At 62.1% G+C, this 18002-nt stretch carries 21 protein-coding genes, 1 tRNA gene and 1 pseudogene; 9 read left to right on the forward strand and 14 right to left on the reverse strand.

Features of this window, described 5'->3' with window-relative positions:
* Positions 1 to 18 precede the first annotated feature (18 nt).
* Positions 19 to 345 (forward strand): hypothetical protein, encoded by a 327-nt coding sequence (locus BM348_RS06425; RefSeq protein WP_092903050.1) that lies wholly within the window; start codon positions 19 to 21, stop codon positions 343 to 345.
* 183 nt (positions 346 to 528) lie between these two features.
* Here BM348_RS06425 and BM348_RS06430 read toward each other — a convergent pair whose 3' ends face one another.
* Positions 529 to 1482 (reverse strand): CPBP family intramembrane glutamic endopeptidase, encoded by a 954-nt coding sequence (locus BM348_RS06430; RefSeq protein ID WP_092903659.1) that lies wholly within the window; start codon positions 1480 to 1482, stop codon positions 529 to 531.
* Between the two features lie 100 nt (positions 1483 to 1582).
* Between BM348_RS06430 and BM348_RS06435 the strand changes: the two genes are divergently transcribed.
* From BM348_RS06435 to BM348_RS06450, 4 genes and pseudogenes are all read left to right on the forward strand, one after another.
* Positions 1583 to 1927, forward strand: a complete 345-nt coding sequence (locus tag BM348_RS06435; RefSeq protein WP_092903052.1) for an ArsR/SmtB family transcription factor — start codon at positions 1583 to 1585, stop codon at positions 1925 to 1927.
* 48 nt (positions 1928 to 1975) lie between these two features.
* Positions 1976 to 2257 carry a hypothetical protein gene (locus BM348_RS06440; RefSeq protein WP_217641994.1) on the forward strand — a complete coding sequence of 94 codons (282 nt, stop codon included), beginning with the start codon at positions 1976 to 1978 and terminating at the stop codon, positions 2255 to 2257.
* Positions 2258 to 2349: 92 nt separating this feature from the next.
* Positions 2350 to 2556, forward strand: coding sequence for a DUF7521 family protein (locus BM348_RS22565; RefSeq protein ID WP_449272238.1), 207 nt, complete (start codon positions 2350 to 2352; stop codon positions 2554 to 2556).
* Between the two features lie 53 nt (positions 2557 to 2609).
* Positions 2610 to 2960, forward strand: a pseudogene (locus BM348_RS06450) (IS5/IS1182 family transposase); the annotation flags it as partial.
* Between the two features lie 522 nt (positions 2961 to 3482).
* Here BM348_RS06450 and BM348_RS06460 read toward each other — a convergent pair.
* Both BM348_RS06460 and BM348_RS06465 read right to left on the reverse strand, forming a co-directional pair.
* Positions 3483 to 3557 (reverse strand) — tRNA-Glu (locus tag BM348_RS06460).
* A gap of 75 nt (positions 3558 to 3632) precedes the next feature.
* Positions 3633 to 4832 carry a helix-turn-helix transcriptional regulator gene (locus BM348_RS06465; protein ID WP_092903057.1) on the reverse strand — a complete coding sequence of 400 codons (1200 nt, stop codon included), beginning with the start codon at positions 4830 to 4832 and terminating at the stop codon, positions 3633 to 3635.
* Positions 4833 to 5060: 228 nt separating this feature from the next.
* Between BM348_RS06465 and BM348_RS06470 the strand changes: the two genes are divergently transcribed.
* Positions 5061 to 5660, forward strand: coding sequence for an MBL fold metallo-hydrolase (locus BM348_RS06470; protein ID WP_092903059.1), 600 nt, complete (start codon positions 5061 to 5063; stop codon positions 5658 to 5660).
* On the opposite strand, the gene BM348_RS06475 is transcribed toward BM348_RS06470, so the two are convergent.
* From BM348_RS06475 to rpl7ae, 8 genes are all read right to left on the reverse strand, one after another.
* On the reverse strand, positions 5657 to 6481 hold the full coding sequence (locus BM348_RS06475; protein ID WP_092903061.1) for an ATPase: 825 nt from the start codon (positions 6479 to 6481) through the stop codon (positions 5657 to 5659). The two genes, BM348_RS06470 and BM348_RS06475, sit on opposite strands and share 4 nt — an antisense overlap.
* A gap of 152 nt (positions 6482 to 6633) precedes the next feature.
* A complete protein-coding gene (locus tag BM348_RS06480; protein ID WP_092903063.1) occupies positions 6634 to 6900 on the reverse strand; it encodes a DUF5827 family protein in 267 nt (88 codons plus the stop codon).
* A gap of 136 nt (positions 6901 to 7036) precedes the next feature.
* Positions 7037 to 7639, reverse strand: a complete 603-nt coding sequence (sod, locus tag BM348_RS06485) for a superoxide dismutase (protein WP_092903065.1) — start codon at positions 7637 to 7639, stop codon at positions 7037 to 7039.
* 221 nt (positions 7640 to 7860) lie between these two features.
* On the reverse strand, positions 7861 to 8226 hold the full coding sequence (locus BM348_RS06490) for a DUF7344 domain-containing protein (RefSeq protein WP_092903067.1): 366 nt from the start codon (positions 8224 to 8226) through the stop codon (positions 7861 to 7863).
* Positions 8227 to 8501: 275 nt separating this feature from the next.
* Positions 8502 to 8966, reverse strand: a complete 465-nt coding sequence (gene ndk, locus BM348_RS06495) for a nucleoside-diphosphate kinase (protein WP_092903069.1) — start codon at positions 8964 to 8966, stop codon at positions 8502 to 8504.
* The gene (locus BM348_RS06500) at positions 8963 to 9337 is read right to left on the reverse strand and encodes a 50S ribosomal protein L24e (RefSeq protein WP_092903071.1); all 375 of its coding nucleotides are present in this window, start codon (positions 9335 to 9337) and stop codon (positions 8963 to 8965) included. The genes ndk and BM348_RS06500 overlap by 4 nt, the downstream gene beginning before the upstream one ends.
* Before the next feature lie 2 nt (positions 9338 to 9339).
* On the reverse strand, positions 9340 to 9564 hold the full coding sequence (locus BM348_RS06505) for a 30S ribosomal protein S28e (RefSeq protein ID WP_050050710.1): 225 nt from the start codon (positions 9562 to 9564) through the stop codon (positions 9340 to 9342).
* 11 nt (positions 9565 to 9575) lie between these two features.
* The gene (gene rpl7ae, locus BM348_RS06510; RefSeq protein WP_050050709.1) at positions 9576 to 9938 is read right to left on the reverse strand and encodes a 50S ribosomal protein L7Ae; all 363 of its coding nucleotides are present in this window, start codon (positions 9936 to 9938) and stop codon (positions 9576 to 9578) included.
* 298 nt (positions 9939 to 10236) lie between these two features.
* Here rpl7ae and tmcA point away from each other — a divergent pair, with 298 nt between their 5' ends.
* From tmcA to BM348_RS21195, 3 genes are all read left to right on the forward strand, one after another.
* A complete protein-coding gene (tmcA, locus tag BM348_RS06515) occupies positions 10237 to 12561 on the forward strand; it encodes a tRNA(Met) cytidine acetyltransferase TmcA (RefSeq protein WP_092903072.1) in 2325 nt (774 codons plus the stop codon).
* Positions 12562 to 12676: 115 nt separating this feature from the next.
* Positions 12677 to 13162: a DUF456 domain-containing protein gene (locus BM348_RS06520; RefSeq protein ID WP_092903074.1), complete on the forward strand. Its 486-nt coding sequence runs from the start codon at positions 12677 to 12679 to the stop codon at positions 13160 to 13162.
* Positions 13163 to 13258: 96 nt separating this feature from the next.
* Positions 13259 to 13423, forward strand: a complete 165-nt coding sequence (locus tag BM348_RS21195; RefSeq protein ID WP_175507119.1) for a hypothetical protein — start codon at positions 13259 to 13261, stop codon at positions 13421 to 13423.
* 101 nt (positions 13424 to 13524) lie between these two features.
* On the opposite strand, the gene BM348_RS06525 is transcribed toward BM348_RS21195, so the two are convergent.
* From BM348_RS06525 to BM348_RS06540, 3 genes are all read right to left on the reverse strand, one after another.
* The gene (locus tag BM348_RS06525; protein ID WP_092903076.1) at positions 13525 to 15243 is read right to left on the reverse strand and encodes a glutamate--tRNA ligase; all 1719 of its coding nucleotides are present in this window, start codon (positions 15241 to 15243) and stop codon (positions 13525 to 13527) included.
* A gap of 112 nt (positions 15244 to 15355) precedes the next feature.
* The gene (idsA3, locus tag BM348_RS06535) at positions 15356 to 16405 is read right to left on the reverse strand and encodes a geranylfarnesyl diphosphate synthase (protein ID WP_092903080.1); all 1050 of its coding nucleotides are present in this window, start codon (positions 16403 to 16405) and stop codon (positions 15356 to 15358) included.
* A gap of 1 nt (position 16406) precedes the next feature.
* Positions 16407 to 17756 carry a ribonuclease J gene (locus BM348_RS06540; protein WP_092903082.1) on the reverse strand — a complete coding sequence of 450 codons (1350 nt, stop codon included), beginning with the start codon at positions 17754 to 17756 and terminating at the stop codon, positions 16407 to 16409.
* Positions 17757 to 18002: the final 246 nt, after the last annotated feature.

Raw genomic sequence — 18002 nt, forward strand, 5'->3', positions numbered from 1 at the left:
AGGGAAGGGAAACGGTCTGTGCTGCGCGGCGCGTTGTTGGCGGCACTCCTCATTACACCGGAGCTGGCGCAAGTGGTTATTGCTGGAGCGTTCGGATACGTATCAGAATTTGTACTGGAACTACTTCCTGGCTCAAATAGCGGCTTGCTGGCCGAAGCTATAGAGTGGTTTAGTGGCGTCGGTCAGGGAGTTCAGGCGATCGGACTTGCCCAGTTGCAACTGGGTAGTGGAGGGGTATTACTGGTTGGCGGTATTCTCATCTCGTTCCTCCGATACGGAACGGTGTCAATCGGTTCGGGGATACTCGCCACTATGAGAGCACCAAAGAAAGCAAACTACGAATGACCGGATAAACCAGACGACGATCGCGAACAGTTTCCAAGGAATCGACACAGACCATCACGCTTGAGGACATACTCGCTCTTGAGGAAGGAGACGCAATTGCTGTTCGAACCACTCTGTTGGGAGTCCGATTCGTGAATCCGATTGCCTCTCGAACACTTCGAAGAACCGCACCCTACTGTCGTCCTACTGCTCAGTGAGTGGATTCCACTGTGTCACACGTTCGTCGATTTGTAACTGTCCGTCTCGCAAGCGGATGTACGCGAGAAGTAATAGGCCACCGAGAAGGGCAAAGATGACGTGGACGAGTCCCTGTTCGCCGATCCATATGTCGGAGCCGACGATCTCGAGAACGACGAGTTCGGGCGTGACTTGGGAGACTCCGAGACCGAGGAATCCCTGTGAGAAGTTGTAGAACACGTGAAAGCTGATAGGAAGTGCGAGATCGCCGGAGAGCACGTATACGCTCCCGAGCACGAGACCAGAGATCACATAGTACCCATACTGACTGATGTGAGTTACCTTCCCGCCGTGTAGTGTCGCGAAGATGAGCGTGCTGAGGAGGACGGCCAGAAGTACGGCTGGCTTCCGGCCAACATATCCTGCTCCGCCTTCTGCGAGGTTCTTCAACATGGTCGCTCGGAAGATGAATTCTTCCCAGATTGCTGCGACAGCGATATACGCGAACGTGATGATCACTGCCGGAACGAACGGGAGAACACCGGGGGCTTCGGCGAATCCTGTCACGGAAACCCAGCCAGTCTGAAGGGACACCACGAGAGCCCCGGCGTTGACTGCGAGGCCCGTCACGCACCCAACGGCGACCGCTTTCCACCAATCGCGGTCGAACGACAGACCGTAATCGACGGCCGGACGTCGATCGAGGAGCCTCGTGGCGACGAGGAGTCCCCCCGAGAGAACGACTATCAAGCCGCTCAACTCAAGCAACTCGCGGATTGGATGCTCGAACCGGGCTCGAACCGCCGTCTGGATGACCGCGAGAGCCAGAAACGTCAGGATGAGGGGTAACAGCGCCCGGAGCGGGGCCCGAAGTCGTTGATCGTCGTGGTTCCAAACCGGCCAGGTAAGCCAGTACCGGACGCGCCACGTAGGCTTGCCTTGGGTCTCTGTCGAGGGCATACTCAACTGGAGAGCTGGCATCATAGTAGCACCCCAGTATCGGCTTCCGGTCCAGAAGTCGGGAGGGGTTTTTATTTGCAACCACTCTCAGGGAGACAGTATGGACGAGGACGGCGACGATGAACTCCTCGCGTTGCTCGACGACGAGTACGCGCGAGCCATCCTCGCCGAACTCACCACAGAACCGATGTCTGCCTCCGAACTCTGCACAACCTGTGACATGTCCGATCCGACAGCGTACCGACGCCTCGAACGGTTACAGGAGGCCGATCTCGTGGCTGAAAAACAGATGATCGACCCAGATGGCCACCACTACAAACGATACGTGGCGACCGTAGACGAAGTATCAGTCACGTTCGAAAATGGTGCGTACGAAGTGGCCGTGACGAGATCCGCGACGAATCCGGCCGACAGATTCACGGACCTGTTCGAGGGGTTGTCCTGAATGCTGGACGTATTGTTACAACTACGTTCGCCATCGTCGGACCCGGTGATGGTAGCCACCGTCGTTCTCCTGACGCTGCTGTCGATCAGTCTCTCTGTCGGAATCGCCCTCGTACTCATTCGCGGCTATCGTCGGGGGCCAGGACACCCAGGAATGCTGTATCTCGCGCTCGGCCTGGTTCTGCTCACGACCGTTCCGGAACTCCTCCGAGTCGGACTGCCGACTCTCACGGGCGTGGGTACAGCCGGCCGGTCTGTACTCGTGAGCGGGAGTGAGCTTACCGGGTTAGGAATCATCCTCTGGACGATCTACGGAGGTGGGTCCCAGTGATACCTGTGTCTCTGGGTACAGAGGTTCTCTCGCCCGGCAGTATTGCCTGGCTCTCGCGAGGATTGACCGCACTCATCGGTCTGTTCGTCGCAGTGCTGGCCTATCGCGGCTTCAAACGAAATGACGCCCCGAAGATGCGCTTACTCGCTCTCGGGATCGGGCTTCTGACGACAGGAGTATTCCTGGCAGTTTCAGTCGCGAACATCGCAGGAGCGGACACAGGAGATATTCTGATAGCACGTGGACTCGTAACCGTGACTGGCCTCTGTGCCGTGCTACTGGCGCTTTTGTATCGATAATAGCTCTGTTGAAATCCTCAGAGAGTTACAAGTTGTCCCGGTGGTCTAACCAGATGGAAGCGCTCCCGAAGTCTCGGTTACTCCGGTTTGTTGAGCGGACGTATCACTTGTCTCAGCAAGCTGTCGCTCGCTACTCTTCGAAATTCTCGAAACGGCGGTATACACTCCATCAACACATCGTCTTGCTCTGCCTCCAGGTGCGGAAGAATACAACGTACCGGACTCTTCTCGACGAACGTATCGAGACGCCTCGGATCGCAACGCTCTCGCTCTTGAGGAACTCCCCGTCTCCTTCGACGTTGTGTGAGTCGTTCAACCGGTTCGATATGGCTGTTTGGCGGGTTCTTCTCAACCTCTCAGTCACGCTTCTTCCGACCAACGACGGGATTGACACCTCTGGGTTCGGTTTCAGCGGGGAAAATATCAAACCAATAGAATTTCAACAGAGCCCGTACAACCGCTTTCGAGATCCCAGACGTAGCGATAGAACCGATCCATGTGGTAGCAGCGAGGTATCACGGTCCCCGGTGCGTACCCGACAGCCTCGACCGGTTTCTTCCCAAACATCAGCAGCCACTCTAATCACTCTTCGCGCTCGGAGCGGTAGTCGAGCAGCTGCCGTTTGTCAGGTACGACTCCGAATCTTCAGTGACAATCGGGTAATCATCGAGGTCGATCATTCTCGCGCCTCCGTCGTGCGGTTTTGGGTATAGCCCTGCGAATCCGCTAATGATGGGCAAATTCTGGAATCACCCGACAGAACCGGAATGCCGTGTGAGTCCTGTGAATCGCATAGCCCGGCAAAACCTGAAAACCGCAAGACGACGTAGCTGTATGTGAATCCTTCGAATCTACTGGCCTGAGCGTTGAGTCGAACATTGGTGACCTCCGCAGACCAAAACCACAAGAAGGCGTCGGGAAAGGAGTGCTCCGACTGGGATTCGAACCCAGGTCATTGCCGTGAGAGGGCAATATGATTGGCCGGACTACACCATCGGAGCGCATTCGTTTGTACCGCCGACTGTCGTTTAAGCATTCCGTTTCGACGGCGGGGTGGCCACCGATGGCACACGAACCTACTCGTCGAACGGGGATTTCGTCGCCTCGGGTTCGTGGCCCTCGAGGCTGATGATGTTCTCGCGGCCGACGCGGAGTTTGCTGATCGTTCCCTCGTCTTCCATCTCCGAGAGGAGCATGCTAACTTTCGATTTCGACCAGCCAGTTTCCTCGACGATATCGACCTGTTTCATTCGCCCGCCGTTGTCCTCGATCATCGAGACGACGCGATCCTCGTCGGTCAAAAGCGCCGCCTCCTGAACCTCGTTCGCATCGGATTGTGTGGCCGTCGGCGCTCCCTCCGACCGACTCGAGTCGGCCTCGGCTGTAGACTCGTCGGAACGGGTCATATCCCGCGATCGAGCGAGCGTCCCCGCTCCGATCAGTCCGGCGATAATCAAGGCGAGTATCAGCAGCGAACCGGTCCCGCTCGATCCCAACCAGTCTAGCACGCCGGCCGGCCCCGTCGCACTCGAGCGCTCGGTGTTCTCGAGGACGATATGTGGCTCGCCGGGGAGGAACTTCATTTGGCCTGACCAGGTAACGCTGTTTGCGTTAGCGAGCGTTTCGCCGTTGTATTCGCCCCCTTCGTGGACCGACTGGAACACGAGCGGGTCGTCGGCCGAGACGGTAAGGAGCTGGTTCTCGAGGAGGGGCCACTCGTCGAACACGTCTCCGGCGCGAACTGTGCCGTCCCGTTCGACCTCCGCGAACCCGTTCCAGACGAACGACATCTCTACGACGCCGGTTTCGTTGCCCATATTGTTGATGCCTGCCTGTTCGACGTAGGCCTCTCGATGGAAGTTGGTCGCCGATGCGTCTCGTCCTGAGCGTTCGGCGCCCGACTCGGTCAGGCTCTCGGCCTGGTATTGAAAGCTCTCGTAGAGTTCGGTCTCCCCTGATTCGAAGTCGTCGGCCCACTCTCGGAAATTCTCAGACTCGTTGGTCTCTACGTTGCTCTCGTTTTCGAGGACGCGTTCGTACTGGAACGTCCAGGTGGCGCTTCCGTTCTCGTGGATCGTTATCTCGAACGTGACGTCATCGAACTCCTGACTCGTCCCAGCCGGTTCGATGCTGGGTTCGGTCGGCTGTTCGTCGACCGCCGGAGCGATGTCGCTGCTCGGCGTCGAAGTGACCGCCTCACTCGCAAGCGCCGAGCCACTAAGAGTCCCGAGGACGAGGACGAGGACGAGAAGTCCAACCAGGAGCGACCGCGTCATTCGTCTACTACTACGTGCCAGTGCTAAAAGTCCTTGTGAAGTGACTTACGGACGCTCACAGCAATTGATCAGTATTCATCCGCTCCTGGCCGGTCGATCTTGAAACCACGCTCACGCCGACTCGAGCCGATCGACACGCCTCGCTCCGTCCGTCTCGGCGAGTTCGTGCACGAACGGGAGATTCACCGATGTCGACACGCACAAAGTGACCGGTCCCGTAGGGTCGGTATGATCGAGAACCTCGCCGAAGACGTTCACGCGTTCACGAGCAACGTATTCCTGGTGACCGGCGACCGGACCGTGTTGGTCGACGCGGGTGCGAACTTCGACGTCGTCTCCGAGATCGAGGCTCACGTCGACGACATCGACGCCGTCGTCCTCACACACACGCACAAAGACCACGTCGCGAACCTCGAGGCAGTGAAGGATGCCTTCGACGTCGAAGCATGGGGATTCGATACGTCGGTCGAGGGCGTCGACAACGAAATCGCGGACGAGGAGACCGTCGTCCTCGGCGATCACGAGTACGTCGCGATGCACACGCCGGGACACAAGGACGACCACCTCTGTCTGTACGCCCGCGAACCCGGCGTTCTCTTCGCCGGCGATCTGATCTTCGAGCACGGAAGCTACGGCCGGACCGATCTCCCCGAGGGAGACCACCAGGAGCTCGTTCTGAGCATCCACGACGTCCTCGATATGATCGAGAAGGACTTGCAGGTCATGTACGCGGGACACGGCCAGCGCGTGGCGACGAACCCTTACGGCTCCGTAGACCTGTCGGCACAGGAGGCGCTCAACGACGCCGAGGACCCACCGCAGAGTTAGACCGCCTCGAGCAGCGCCGCATACGCGGACTCGTAGGCCTCGGCGACGGCCGTCGGATCGGTGCGATCCTCGCCGGAAAGCGGCGGTAACGACGCCGTCGCGATCGGCTCGATCGAATCGACGACGTCTGGAACCCGCGTTTCGAGCGTTCCAGCGCCCGAACTCGAGCCGGCAACCGAACAGGCCCGACAGAATCGACCGCCGTCGTAGATCCGGACGCGTCCCGGTTCGACGACCACGGCCGCCGAGACCGTGTCCTCCACTAAGGACTCGAGCGGACGAGCGACGTCGCCGTAAGATTCGACGACGGCCAACTCGGTTGCCGCGATCTCCTCCGAGAGCGCACGAAACGCCGGGAGATACTCCCCTTCCATCAGATCGTTCAACTCCGCGAGCGAGTCGACTGTCACCGCGTCCTCGAGCGGCAGCGATTCCGCGACGAGTTCCGGAACTTCGACGGTTCCGTTGTGAACGTACAGCGGCTCGTCGCCGTCGGGGTGAGCAACCCGATCGACGACGAATTCGCGGTCGCGACGGCCCAACATGCCGGCCGAGTCGTCGGCCGAGGGCTGCCAGAGCCTGTGGACCGGGTTGATCGCCTCCGGAGCCCTCTCGGCTCGCTCCGCGCCGGAAAGCTTCGCCGCGTCCTTGCCGTAGAGTCGTCCCTGGGAAAGCGCCTCGAGACAGTCGTCGTGGTCGAACCAGTAGTCGTTCGCCGCGCGCGGTTTGTACCCGAGCGCACCGGTTCGCTCGAGCAGCCCCATCGAGAACGTGGTCTTGCCGGCGTCGACGCGGTCCCCGCCGGCGACGAGAACGTTCACGGCTCTCGCCTCCCCTCGCACGCGCTCGACGGTTCGATTCGGTTCGAGACGAACGGAAACGTGACTGAGACGGGCGGCAAAGCGACGCGCGATCGTCGTATCGATCGTGCCATATCGCTACCAGTGGATCGGGCTTCGTTAATCCGGCGAGATCACTCTTTCAGTCCGTAGTAGCCCGGCTCGTCCTCGTCGCGCGGTTCGGCGACCACGAGATCGTCTGCGTTAGTCATCACCCACGGAATCGCCCAGTCGAGCAGGATGTCCTCGGTCTCCCGATCGATGTCCGCGTCCGGCTCGAGTCCCTGTAGGAGTCGGGCGATCTCGTAGACGGTGTACATCCGGTCCGTCTCGAGCAGTTCGGCCGGCGTGTAGAAATCACACGGTGGCAAGCTGTCGAATTCGGATTTCGGAACGGGCATGGAAGAGGGTAGGGTGGACCCGCGGGTAAACCGTCTGGTTTCGGTCGGTGGACAACACGGTCGGCCACAACTCGCAGACTGTCGACGACTATCGATCAAGAAACCGCTCTCGCGGCGAAAAATGGAGCGTGTCGGTCTATTCGAAGTGGTCGAGGCAGGTCTGGTACTCCTCGGCCGCTTTGTCCCAGTTGACGACGTCGAAGAAGCTGTCGATGAAGCTTCCGCGGTCTGGGCCGTAGTCGTAGTAGTAGGAGTGTTCCCAGACGTCGAGTGCGAGAATCGGGTGCGATCCCCAGAGCGCGCCCTGATCGTGCTTGTCAACGGCGATGTTGCGAAGCTGTTTCGAGACCGGGTCGTATACCAGCAGCGCCCAGCCGCCTGCGGCACCCGCCGCCGCTTCGAACTCGCCTTTCCAGGCCTCGTAGGAGCCGAAGTCTTCTTCGATGCGGTCGGCGAGGTCGCCCGAGGGCTCGCCGCCGCCGTCGGGGGCCATGTTCTCCCAGAACAGCGTGTGGAGATAGTGGCCACAGCCGTTGTGCGTGACGTTGCTGAGCGCACCGGGCGTCGAATCGAAGTCGCCGTTCTCGCGGTTCTCGGCGAGGGTTTCCTCGGCGCTGTTGAGGCCGTTGACGTATCCCTGGTGGTGGGTGTCGTGGTGCCACGTAAGCACCTGCTCGGAGAGTGCCGGTTCTAACGCGTCGTAATCGTACGGAAGCGGTGGAAGTTCGTGATCAGTCATCGTTGGTCACCTCTACGTTGTTTCTCGGTCGCTAACCTGTTAAGCTTTAAGGAGTGAAATGATACCACGGATCACGAACGTCGTGATCTCGGGCGTACAGGCGCTCACTCCCACGTGCGTTCACCACGAATGCGCTGTTAAAACTTTCAGGCACCGAACGAATACCTCGACAGTACGATAGGTCGTCCACTCGAGTGTTGAGTCGAGCGCACTCGATCGATTTAGTCGATAAATTCCTTGTGCCGTGCGTGTTCGAGCCACTCCTCGAGCGTCGGCTGTTGCCAGTAGCGAACAGTATCGCTCCGGGCATCGTACTCTAAAATCCCCGCGTCCTCGAGGCGAGGTAGATGAACGTGCTGTAAAGAGGTCTGGATCTGCTGTCTGTGTTCGTCCCGGTTTTCGGAACCTGCCTCTCGAGCGAGTACGTCGTCGACGAGTTTGTCGAACGTCGTGATGCCATCGGTTTGCTCTGCGAGATAGTACAGCGCGTATCGTCGCCTGCGGACCGAAAGCAGGTTGAACACCAGATCGAGCGACGGAGACGATGTCGCTCGCATCGCTGTTGATTCACGCTCTGTTTTACCCATCCAGTGACCACCTACCGTACGTTACCATTCGAAACCACCACTAGCCCCTATTGCAGGGGACACATTAGATGTTACGCCCTTCGGTAATATTACACATCTGTTGTTTGAGGTTTTCTCTCGATACGATCCGTCGCCAGCTACCGCCTGTGACCGCAGTATAGCCAATATAACTTCCCACCAGTGTCGTACCTGACAGTCTGTGAACTCAAGGTGAGTTGTCAGCAGTTGTAATTATTTGAACGACGTTCAAAAACTCGAGTCGTTCGACCGACGCGTTACTCGTAGAGCCAGTTCGCGTCGTGCTGATCGTAATCGATCAGTTCTTCGTCGTCGAAGTGGATCGCGATCTCGCGTTCGTTCGCGCCCTCGTCCTCGTGGTCGGCCGCGTGAACGACGTTCCGGCCGAGGTCGAGTGCGAAGTCACCGCGAATGGTACCCGGGTCAGCTTCGAGCGGATCCGTATCGCCGATCATCTGGCGGACCTGTCGCGTCGCGTCCTGGCCTTCCCAGACCATCGGGACGACCGGACCGGCCGTGATGAATTCGATGAGATCGTCGAAAAACGGCTTGTCCGTGTGCTCGGCGTAGTGTTCTTCGGCGCGCTCTTCGGGCATGTTGATGACCTTGATCCCGACGAGTTTGAGACCGCGGTCCTCGAGTCGGGAGACGACGTTGCCGACGAGGCCTCGAGCGAACGCGTCCGGCTTGACCATCACGAAGGTGCGTTCGTGGTCGCTCATTGGTCGTCCTCGTCGTCTTCAGCGTCCGCGTCGTCTTCGAGGGACTCCTCGTCGGAGTCCGTATCCGAATCGTCTGACTCGGTATCGTCCTCGTCGACGACTTCGGCTTCCTCGAATTCGTCGTCGAAGGGCGCTTCGTCGTCCGCGGTCGTCTCGGAGTCCTCGGTGGTCGTCTCGGGTTGGGCAGACCCCTTCCCGCTTCGGCCTTCCTCCGTCCACTCGAGGTCGCGCGGTTCGCGACCGAGCTTGTAATTTTTCTCCGCTTTCGAGTCGACGAAGTGGAGTACGCTGCCGTCGTTGCGAACGTACATGATGCCCGTTCCGGGCTCGATCTCTTCGCCGGTGTAATCGCAGGTTCGTTTCTCGACCATTGTTACTGTCCTCCAATCGAGTCGGCCTCGCGGGCGGTCTCGCGGAGCTGGAGTACGTCTCCTTCGCGGACCGGTCCGAGGCAGTTTCGGGTGATGATGCGACCTTGATTCTCGCCCTCCTTGATTCGGCACTTGACCTGCATGGCCTCGCCATGCATTCCGGTCTTGCCGACGACTTCGATAACTTCGGCGGGCGTCGAGCCGCTTTCTCCCTCTTCAGCACTCATCTTGGGTCACCTCAGTCCAGATCCTCGATCTTCCCGGCGATGTCCTCGACGTCGTCTCCGGCCTCGCCGGCGTCGACGATCGCCGCAGCGGCCGAGCCGACCTCGAGGCCGGCGGCGTGTCCGACGTCGTCCTGGGTTTCGACGAAGACGACGGGAATGCCCTTCTCCTCTGCGAGTTCCGGGAGATGCATCACGATCTCTTCGGGGCTGACGTCCTCCGCGACGTAGACGAGGTCGGCGTTGCCGCGCTCGATCGCTTTGGTGGTTTCGTTCGTTCCTTTCTTTACACGGCCTGTGTCTCGTGCGACCTCGAGCGCCTCGAGGGCGTCGTCTGCGAGGTCGGCTGGGATTTCTGTTGTTACGTAGACTGCCATTGGTTGTTCACCTCTCCTACGCGCGGGCTCTCGCTCCCCTGCCATCCGGGCGCTGGGTCGCTGTTGGAGTGTCGGACCTATTCCGATACCCACAACCCGGGCCGGTCGATCCGGCAAAAGTCCTGTGGGGCTAGGAGCATCATCAACCCCGCGTAGGGTGTACGCATCAGTAGCGTAGCCCCCCTTAAAAGCGTGTCCAAACGAACGACGCCGTGCCAGCCACTCGCAAGCAGGTGCCGGGCGACGCTACCGATCTGCGGTCGAGACCTTTTACACTCGCGGCGACCACTCGAGAGGTATGGATCTCGTCTCTCTCGCTCTCGCCCTCCGTCGGGAGGCCGCTGCGACGAACGAGCGCCGGGCGCTCGTCATCGCCGGTGAGCGCGAGCGAGGCTACGACCTGCTCGAGTCGGTGCTCGACGCGCTGTCGGTGGGGATCACCGAGACGACCCTCGTCGGTCCCGACGACCGACTCCGGTGCGAACAGGTCGAGCAGACGGGCGCGGACGAGCTCCTCGGGACGACCCGCGAGCTGCTCGTCCTCGACGCGCACGCGGACCTCCAGCCGAACGCGCTCGGAATGGTCGTCGGTGCCGTAGACGGGGGCGGACTGTTGGTCCTGCTCACCCCGCCGCTCGAGGAGTGGCCGGATCGACGGGGCCGGTTTTCGGAGTCGATGGCCGTACCGCCCGCCTCGCTCGCGGACGTGACCGGCCGGTTCGTCGGCCGGGTGGCCGAGACGCTTCGGGCCCACCGAGGTATCGCGATCGTCGATGCGGATAGCGAGACGATCGTCGACGACGGTCTCGTCGAGCCGGCACCGCTCCAGCTAAGGACCTCGGAGCCAGCCACGCCACTCGAGCGCCGAGCGAGCACGGAGTCGCCGATGCGCTTTCCGACCGCCGCCTACGAGGCCTGCCTGACCGGCGACCAGGCCGATGCGGTTGCCGCCATGGAGTCGCTGTTCGAACCCGATCGGGCCGTCGTCCTCGAGGCGAACCGCGGCCGGGGAAAATCCAGCGCGGCGGGGATCGCCGCCGGGTGTTTCGCGCTCGAGGGTTCCGACGTGCTCGTCACCGCACCGGCCGCCAGAAACGCGACGGAACTGTTCGCTCGCACGCGGGAGATCATCGACTCGCTCGAGCGTGAGCAACCGGACTCCGAACCGGCAGTCGACGCGACTCGAGACGGGCTCGACGTTCGAACGAGCGCGGGCGGCCGAGTGCGGTTCCGCGATCCGGACGCCGCCGTCCGGACGATACGTACCGGCGGCGAGTGCTCGGATCGAGCGGCGGCATTGGACCCTGACATCGTCATCGTGGACGAAGCGGCCGCGCTGCCGGTGTCGACCCTCGAGGGGTTTCTCGAGACCGACCGCGTCGCCTTCGCGACCACGATACACGGCTACGAAGGCGCGGGACGGGGCTTTTCGGTTCGCTTCCGGGACCGACTCGAGGAGGCCAGTCACGAGGTGGTCAACCGATCGATGACCGATCCGATCCGCTACGCCGCCGGCGACCCGCTCGAGGTCTGGTCGTTTCGCGCGCTCGGCCTCGACGCCCGACCGCCGGTCGCACCGCTCGTCGACGACGCGACGCCGGATCGCGCGCGATATCGGGCGCTCGAGCCGTCGGCGCTGTTGGCCGACGAATCCCTGCTTCGGGAGGCGTTCGGACTCCTCGTGCAGGCCCACTATCGCACGGAGCCGAACGATCTGGCTCGCTTGCTCGACGCGCCGAACCTCACGGCGCGGGCGCTGACAGTCGAGGGCCACGTCGTCAGCGTCGCCCTGCTCGCAAGCGAGGGCGGGCTCGCACGCGAGACTCGAGCGGAGATGTACGAGGGGGGCCGGGTTCGCGGCAACCTTCTCCCGGACGTTCTCGCCAGCCAACTCCGCGACGAAGACGCTGGCGAACCGTCCGGACTCCGGGTGGTTCGCATCGCGACCCACCACGCCGCGCGTTCGCGCGGACTCGGCTCGGCGCTCCTCGAGCGGATTCGCGAGGAATTTGGCGAGGAAGTCGACTGGCTCGGAACCGCCTTCGGTGCGACCCCGGGCCTGCTCGAGTTCTGGGGCGACAACGGATTCGGGGCGGTCCACGTTTCGACGACGAAAAACGCCGCGAGCGGCGAGCACTCGACGTTCATGCTCGCGCCGACGAGCGAGCGCGGGCGCGAACTCGCTGACAGACACGCAGCCCGGTTCATCCGTCGCCTGCCGGCGTTCGTCTCGGATTCGCTCGCCGACGTCGACCCGGACGTGATCCGGGCCGTCCTCCGGACGGTCGACGCATCGCCGTCGCTCGCGCTCTCCGACCACGAGTGGCGAGTCGTCGCCGGAGCCGCGTACGGGCCGGGCCGGTTCGACGTCGATCCCGGCCCGTTTCGCGAGGTCGTCTGTCGCGGCCTCGTGGGGGATTCGACGCCGACGGATCTCGCTGCGGCGGACGAGCGGCTTCTCGTCGCCCGCGTCTTGCAGGGCCGAGCGTGGGAATCGGTCGCCGAACTGCTCGAGTACCACTCTGCGGGCCAGTGTCGACGGGCGCTCGGGGACGCGTTGGTCCCACTCGTCGAAGCGTACGGAACCGACCCCGCACTCGAGGTACGCGACCGATTCAGCTAACAGGCCGTCACGAGCGATTCAGCGAGTCGAACCCCGCGATCGGTTCAGCTACCCCGCGACGTACCGAATCTGTCCGAGGCGGTAGTAATTTGGGGACTCCCCGCCCGCATTCTGTATGGTCGATGTCGTCTCGCTGCTCGCGGTCGCGCTGCTGATCGGCGGCGTCGTCGGAACGGTCGTCCCGCTCCTCCCGGGCGGGACGCTCTCGCTGGTCGGACTCTTCGTGTACTGGTGGCACTCGGGCTTTACCGAACCGGGCGTGCTGGCGCTCGCCGTGCTCGCGGCGTTGGCGCTGCTCGCCGTCGTCGCGGAACTCGTCGGCGGGGCGATCGCCGCTCGAGCCGGCGGCGCGTCCTGGCAGACGACCGCGATCGCCGCGATCGCGGGGATTCTGTTGATGGTCGTCACCGGCCCCATCGGCCTGCTGGCCGGTCTCTTTGGCACCGTCTTCGTCCTCGAGTTCGTCCGCGACGGCGCGTTCGACCGAAGCGTTCGCTCCGCGTCGTACGCGACGGTTGGCGTCCTCGCCTCGACGGCGGTACAGGTCCTGCTCACGGCGTCGGTCCTGCTCGGGTTCGCGGTCGCGGTCGTCCTCTTTTGAATCGGACCCAGCGACCGAATCCGCTCAGACGACGCGAACGAACGCCCGAGACCTGCCCGGGGAAAAACTAAATATGTGATAGTTTCACTTCACTGTATGATCTGTTCCGAAGACGGGTGCGATCAGATCGCCGCGGTTCTCCTGCACATCCCCTGGGACGAAAATCGGGCCGTCTGCGCACCGCACGCTCGAGTGCTCGCCCAGGAAGAGGGAATCGTTCCGGACCCGTTACCAGACGACGTAGACGAGACGCTCGAATAGTATCGAAAACCGAAACGATAGGTGGTACACGTAAATCACGCAACGACCGACGAGCGGCGGTACGGCCAAAATGAGCGACGAAACGGCGTAATCTATCCGGACTACGGGTGTGCGTAGTAGGCCACCGTTTCCTCTTCGTCGTGGCGGTCGATCCGCGCGAATCCGATCCGTTCGAACTGGACCATCTCGTCGGACTCGAGGTCGGCGACCGCGGGTTCCGCGCGGCCGGTCACGTCCCCGTCGATGGTCCGCATGCGCACCGGAACGCTCTCGGCCGCCGGCACCCAGTGGATCACGTCGACGTCGCCCTCTCGCACCACGTCGATATCTTCGCCCGTGTACTGGAGCGTTCCGCGAGTGTACTGGAAGCAGCCGAGCCCTTTCAGCCAGATGCGCTCTTCGGGTTCCGGGAGATCGTCGGGCTCGAGCAGGACGCTATCGCCGACCGGAATCTCGCGAACCCCGCGTTCCTCGTGGTTCGGGTGCAACGGTGGGTTGCCCTCATCGGGCGGACTACCACCGAGCGGGACCTGATTGCCCTCGCGGACGAGAAAGCGCCGATCGGTCTCCTCGTCGATCCGATCCCGGTTCGCCGCGTACACCGAACTCATCGCGAGGTCGACGTCGCTCGTGGACGTTCCCAACTGGACCATCGCCTCGGTGATCGCCTCGCCGCGGATTCCCCGCCGGCGCAGACTTCGCAGCGTCGGCGCTCGGGGATCGTCCCACCCGTCGAGTTCGCCCGCTTCGATCAGCGATTTGATCGTCGACGTGCTCATCTTGCAATCGTACTCATCGACGTTGACGTGACCCCAGTGGACGACCTCGGGGTACTCCCAGCCGAAGTACTCGTAGACGAAGCGCTGGCGTTTGGCCGAATCCTGCAGGTCGATCCCGCGGATGATGTGGGTGATGTCGACGATGTGGTCGTCGATACCCGACTGGAAGTCGAGCATCGGCCAGCAGCGAAACTCCGCGGCTTCCTCGCGCGGATGTGGGGTGTCGATGATCCGGAACGCGACCCAGTCCCGGAGCGCCGGGTTCTTGTGTTCGATATCGGTCTTGACCCGGAGGACCATCTCGCCGCTGTCGTAGACGCCCGCGATCATGTCTTCGAACTCGTCGAGGACCGTCTCGGCGTCCTTGTCTCGGTGCGGGCAGGCCTCGCCGTCGTTTTTCAGCTCGCTGAACTCCTCGCCGGAGCACGAACAGGTGTAGGCCCCGCCCATCTCGATGAGTTTCCGCGCGTGGTCGTAGTAGATCTCGAGGCGGTCGCTGGCCTTGAACGTCGCGTCGGGTTCGAACCCGAGGTACTCGGTGTCCTCGAGAATGGCGTCGTAGGCGTCGAGGTCCGGACGCTTGGTTTCGGGATCGGTGTCGTCGAAGCGAACGCAGAACCAGCCGTCGTATCGTTCCTTGTAGGTCCCGATGACCGCCGGCATTCGCGCGTGGCCCATGTGCCACGGGCCGTTCGGATTCGGCGCACAGCGCATCCGAACCTCGTCGTACTCGGAGACGTTCGGCAAGTCCCCGAGCGGGTGGTCCTCGCCCTCGTCTTCGGCCTCGATCTCGGCTAACTGCTCGGGTGCCAGCGTCTCCAGACGCGCCCGTCGCTCGTCGTGTCCGAGCCCGTTCACCTCGCTGACGACGCCGCCGACCACGCCGGGAATCGCGTCGGCGTGCTCTCGAAACGCCGGGTTCTCGCCCATCAGCGGCCCCATCACCGCCCCGACGTTCGCGTCGCTCTCGTGTTTCACCGCGTTCAAGAGCGCGTGTTTTTCGGCTTCGCGCTCGACGCGTTCGCGCAGATCGTCGTCCATGAGGAGAGGGTGTTCGCGCCGACCCAAAACTGTCGCGGTGTCGGTCCGGCCGCTCGAGGCGTATCGATTCCGGTCAGTAAAGCGACCGCGGTGAAACCGACACTCGACTCGGTCAGTAACCGCGTTCGATGAGGTAGTCGGCCAGCTCACACAGCTGCTGGCGCGCCTCGTTGTCCGCGAGAACGTCCAATCGATTCTTCCCCTGCATGACGAGGTCTCGAGCCGTCTCGTTGGCGTACGAGATCGACCCGACCGACTCGAGTTCCGAAACCGCGTCGTCGATTTCGGCTTCAGTGACGGTTTCGACCGTGACCGACTCGAGCAGTTCCTCGACATTGACGCCGCGCTCGCGCGCGTGGACGGTTATCAGCGTTTGTTTGCTCTCGACGAGGTCGCTGCCTCGCTGTTTCCCGAGTTTATCGCTCGGGACCGTCAGATCGAGAACGTCGTCCTGGATCTGGAACGCGCGGCCGATGTCGAGTCCGTAGCCGTACAGCGCGTCGACGGTGTCTTCGTCGGCACCCATCAACACCGCCGGAAGGCACGCCGACGCCGCGTACAACACCGCGGTCTTCTGTTCGACCATCTCGAGGTACTCCTCGGGTGTGACGTCTCGGCGCTGTTCGAAGGTGACGTCGAGCGATTGGCCCTCGCAGATCTTCGTACAGGTCGTCGCGAGGATGTCGAGGGCTTCGACGATGGCGTCCGGTTCGGCGCCCGCCTCAAGCATGATCTCGAACGCCTTCGAGTAGAGCGTGTCGCCGGCGAGAATCGCCGTCTCGGTGTCGTACTCCTTGTGGACGGCCGGGACGCCGCGACGGAGGTCGTCGTCGTCCATGATGTCGTCGTGGATCAGCGTGAACGACTGGATCACTTCGACGCTCACCGCGGCGGCCATCATGTCGACGGTGCCGTCGGTCAGCGTCGGAAACTCTCGGTAGGGCGTCGACAGCGGCTCGACGTCCGCGAGCGCTTCCGCAGCCGTCAGCAACACAGCGGGACGGAGCCGCTTGCCGCCGGCGTCGAGCAAGTACCGCGACGCCTCGTAGAGGCGTTCGGGACGCTGAATCGGCAACTCGTCGGGGATCGCCTCGTTGACCCGTTCTCGGCGCTTGCGAACGCCCTCGAGCACGGCTTGTTCTCTCGCCTCTGAAGTGGTCATATCAATCGACTAGCTGGATGAGGTTTCCGTTGCTCGAGACGTGCAGATCACGTCCGAGCTTGTAGCCTTCGCCCTGGCAGAGGTTGACGTAGCCCGACAGTCCCTTGAGGTCCTGGTGGGCCGGGATGATGTTCTGTGGCTCGAGCGCGTCGAGCATCGTGTAGTGACCTTCCTGGTTGAGGTGGCCGGACACGTGGATCTCGTCGTAGATTCGCGCGCCCTGCATACCGAGCAGGCGTTCGGCCTGATACCGCTGGCCCTCGTTCGTCGGCTCCGGGATAACCCGAGCGGAGAAGACGACTTTGTCGCCGTCGTCCAGTTCGTACGGCGTTTCGCCCCGGGCCATACGGGTGAGCATCGCACGCGGTTCGCCCTGGTGGCCGGTCACGACGGGGAGGAAGTTCTCCTTGCCTTCGTTCATGATCCGTTTGAACGTCCGATCGACTGACTTGCGGTGGCCGAACATGCCCAGATCGTCCGGGAAGTCGACGAAGTCGAGTCGCTCTGCGGTTCCGGAGTACTTCTCCATCGACCGGCCCAGCAAGACCGGCTGACGTCCGATGTCCTTGGCGAACTCGACGAGGCTGGTCACGCGCGAAATGTGACTCGAGAACGTCGTCGCTACGATTCCGCCGTCGTAGTCCTCCATGCTGTAGAGGACGTCGCGGAGGTGTTCGCGCGCGACGTTCTCGGAGGGCGTTCTCCCCTTCTTGTTCGCGTTGGTACAGTCCTCGATGTAACAGAGAACGCCTTCGCCTTCGCGGCCGATCTCTCGGAACCGCTTCATGTCGATCGGGTCGCCCACGACCGGCGTGTGGTCCATGCGCTTGTCGAGGCCGTAGACGATCGCGCCCTCGGGCGTGTGGAGGACCGGGTTGATCGCGTCGATGATCGAGTGGGTCACGTTGACGAATTCGAGTTCGACGCCCTCGTCGCCGATGGTCATCGTCTCGCCGGCGCTCATCTTGACGAGGTCGTTCTCGACGCCGAACTTCTGTTCGCCTTCGATCTGCTGTTTGACCAGTTCGATCGTAAACGGCGTCGCGACGACCGGCGCGTTGTATCGGTGAGCCAGCTTCGAGATGGCACCGATGTGGTCGAGGTGGCCGTGTGTCGGGACGATCGCCTGGACGTCGCCCTCGAGTTCGGACATGATCCGATCGTCGGGGATCGCTCCCATGTCGATCAGATCGAGGCTGTGCATCCGTTCGGTTTCGACGTTGTCGTGGATGAGAACCTTCGAGAGGTTCAGACCCATGTCGAAGATGACGACGTCGTTTCCGGCGCGAACGGCAGTCATCTGCCGTCCGACTTCTTCGTAACCGCCAATAGTTGCAATTTCGATTTCCATGGTTGTAGCACTGAAAGCCGCGTGGACTCTCAACGAAACGGTCCGCGGACTCCTGTTTTCTCGGCCCCGGCGTCTTACAGCACGTCGGCCATCCCGCTATGCGCTCGCGGAGGTCGTTTCCTCCGTTCGAACCCACGATCGCCGTGAGTCGCGAACGCACTTGCCCGCGGGTTTCGGTATCTCACTGTACACGCCGGGGTGTTAAAAACGCAGTGGGTTGGAATATCTCGCTGTCAGTGGCTGTTT

Source organism: Halostagnicola kamekurae (assembly GCF_900116205.1).
Lineage (GTDB): Archaea > Halobacteriota > Halobacteria > Halobacteriales > Natrialbaceae > Halostagnicola > Halostagnicola kamekurae.

Bases quoted from the DNA above. Each gene is read 5' to 3' on its own strand.
- idsA3 (WP_092903080.1), bottom strand. From the start codon at position 16,405: ATGACCACTTCAGAGGCGAGAGAACAAGCCGTGCTCGAGGGCGTTCGC.
- BM348_RS06430 (WP_092903659.1), bottom strand. From the start codon at position 1,482: ATGCCCTCGACAGAGACCCAAGGCAAGCCTACGTGGCGCGTCCGGTAC.
- BM348_RS21195 (WP_175507119.1), top strand. From the start codon at position 13,259: ATGATCTGTTCCGAAGACGGGTGCGATCAGATCGCCGCGGTTCTCCTG.
- BM348_RS06480 (WP_092903063.1), bottom strand. From the start codon at position 6,900: ATGCCCGTTCCGAAATCCGAATTCGACAGCTTGCCACCGTGTGATTTC.
- tmcA (WP_092903072.1), top strand. From the start codon at position 10,237: ATGGATCTCGTCTCTCTCGCTCTCGCCCTCCGTCGGGAGGCCGCTGCG.
- BM348_RS06470 (WP_092903059.1), top strand. From the start codon at position 5,061: ATGATCGAGAACCTCGCCGAAGACGTTCACGCGTTCACGAGCAACGTA.
- BM348_RS06490 (WP_092903067.1), bottom strand. From the start codon at position 8,226: ATGGGTAAAACAGAGCGTGAATCAACAGCGATGCGAGCGACATCGTCT.
- BM348_RS06435 (WP_092903052.1), top strand. From the start codon at position 1,583: ATGGACGAGGACGGCGACGATGAACTCCTCGCGTTGCTCGACGACGAG.
- BM348_RS06520 (WP_092903074.1), top strand. From the start codon at position 12,677: ATGGTCGATGTCGTCTCGCTGCTCGCGGTCGCGCTGCTGATCGGCGGC.
- BM348_RS06465 (WP_092903057.1), bottom strand. From the start codon at position 4,832: ATGACGCGGTCGCTCCTGGTTGGACTTCTCGTCCTCGTCCTCGTCCTC.
- ndk (WP_092903069.1), bottom strand. From the start codon at position 8,966: ATGAGCGACCACGAACGCACCTTCGTGATGGTCAAGCCGGACGCGTTC.
- BM348_RS06500 (WP_092903071.1), bottom strand. From the start codon at position 9,337: ATGGTCGAGAAACGAACCTGCGATTACACCGGCGAAGAGATCGAGCCC.
- BM348_RS06525 (WP_092903076.1), bottom strand. From the start codon at position 15,243: ATGGACGACGATCTGCGCGAACGCGTCGAGCGCGAAGCCGAAAAACAC.
- BM348_RS06505 (WP_050050710.1), bottom strand. From the start codon at position 9,564: ATGAGTGCTGAAGAGGGAGAAAGCGGCTCGACGCCCGCCGAAGTTATC.
- BM348_RS06440 (WP_217641994.1), top strand. From the start codon at position 1,976: ATGGTAGCCACCGTCGTTCTCCTGACGCTGCTGTCGATCAGTCTCTCT.
- BM348_RS06540 (WP_092903082.1), bottom strand. From the start codon at position 17,756: ATGGAAATCGAAATTGCAACTATTGGCGGTTACGAAGAAGTCGGACGG.
- sod (WP_092903065.1), bottom strand. From the start codon at position 7,639: ATGACTGATCACGAACTTCCACCGCTTCCGTACGATTACGACGCGTTA.
- rpl7ae (WP_050050709.1), bottom strand. From the start codon at position 9,938: ATGGCAGTCTACGTAACAACAGAAATCCCAGCCGACCTCGCAGACGAC.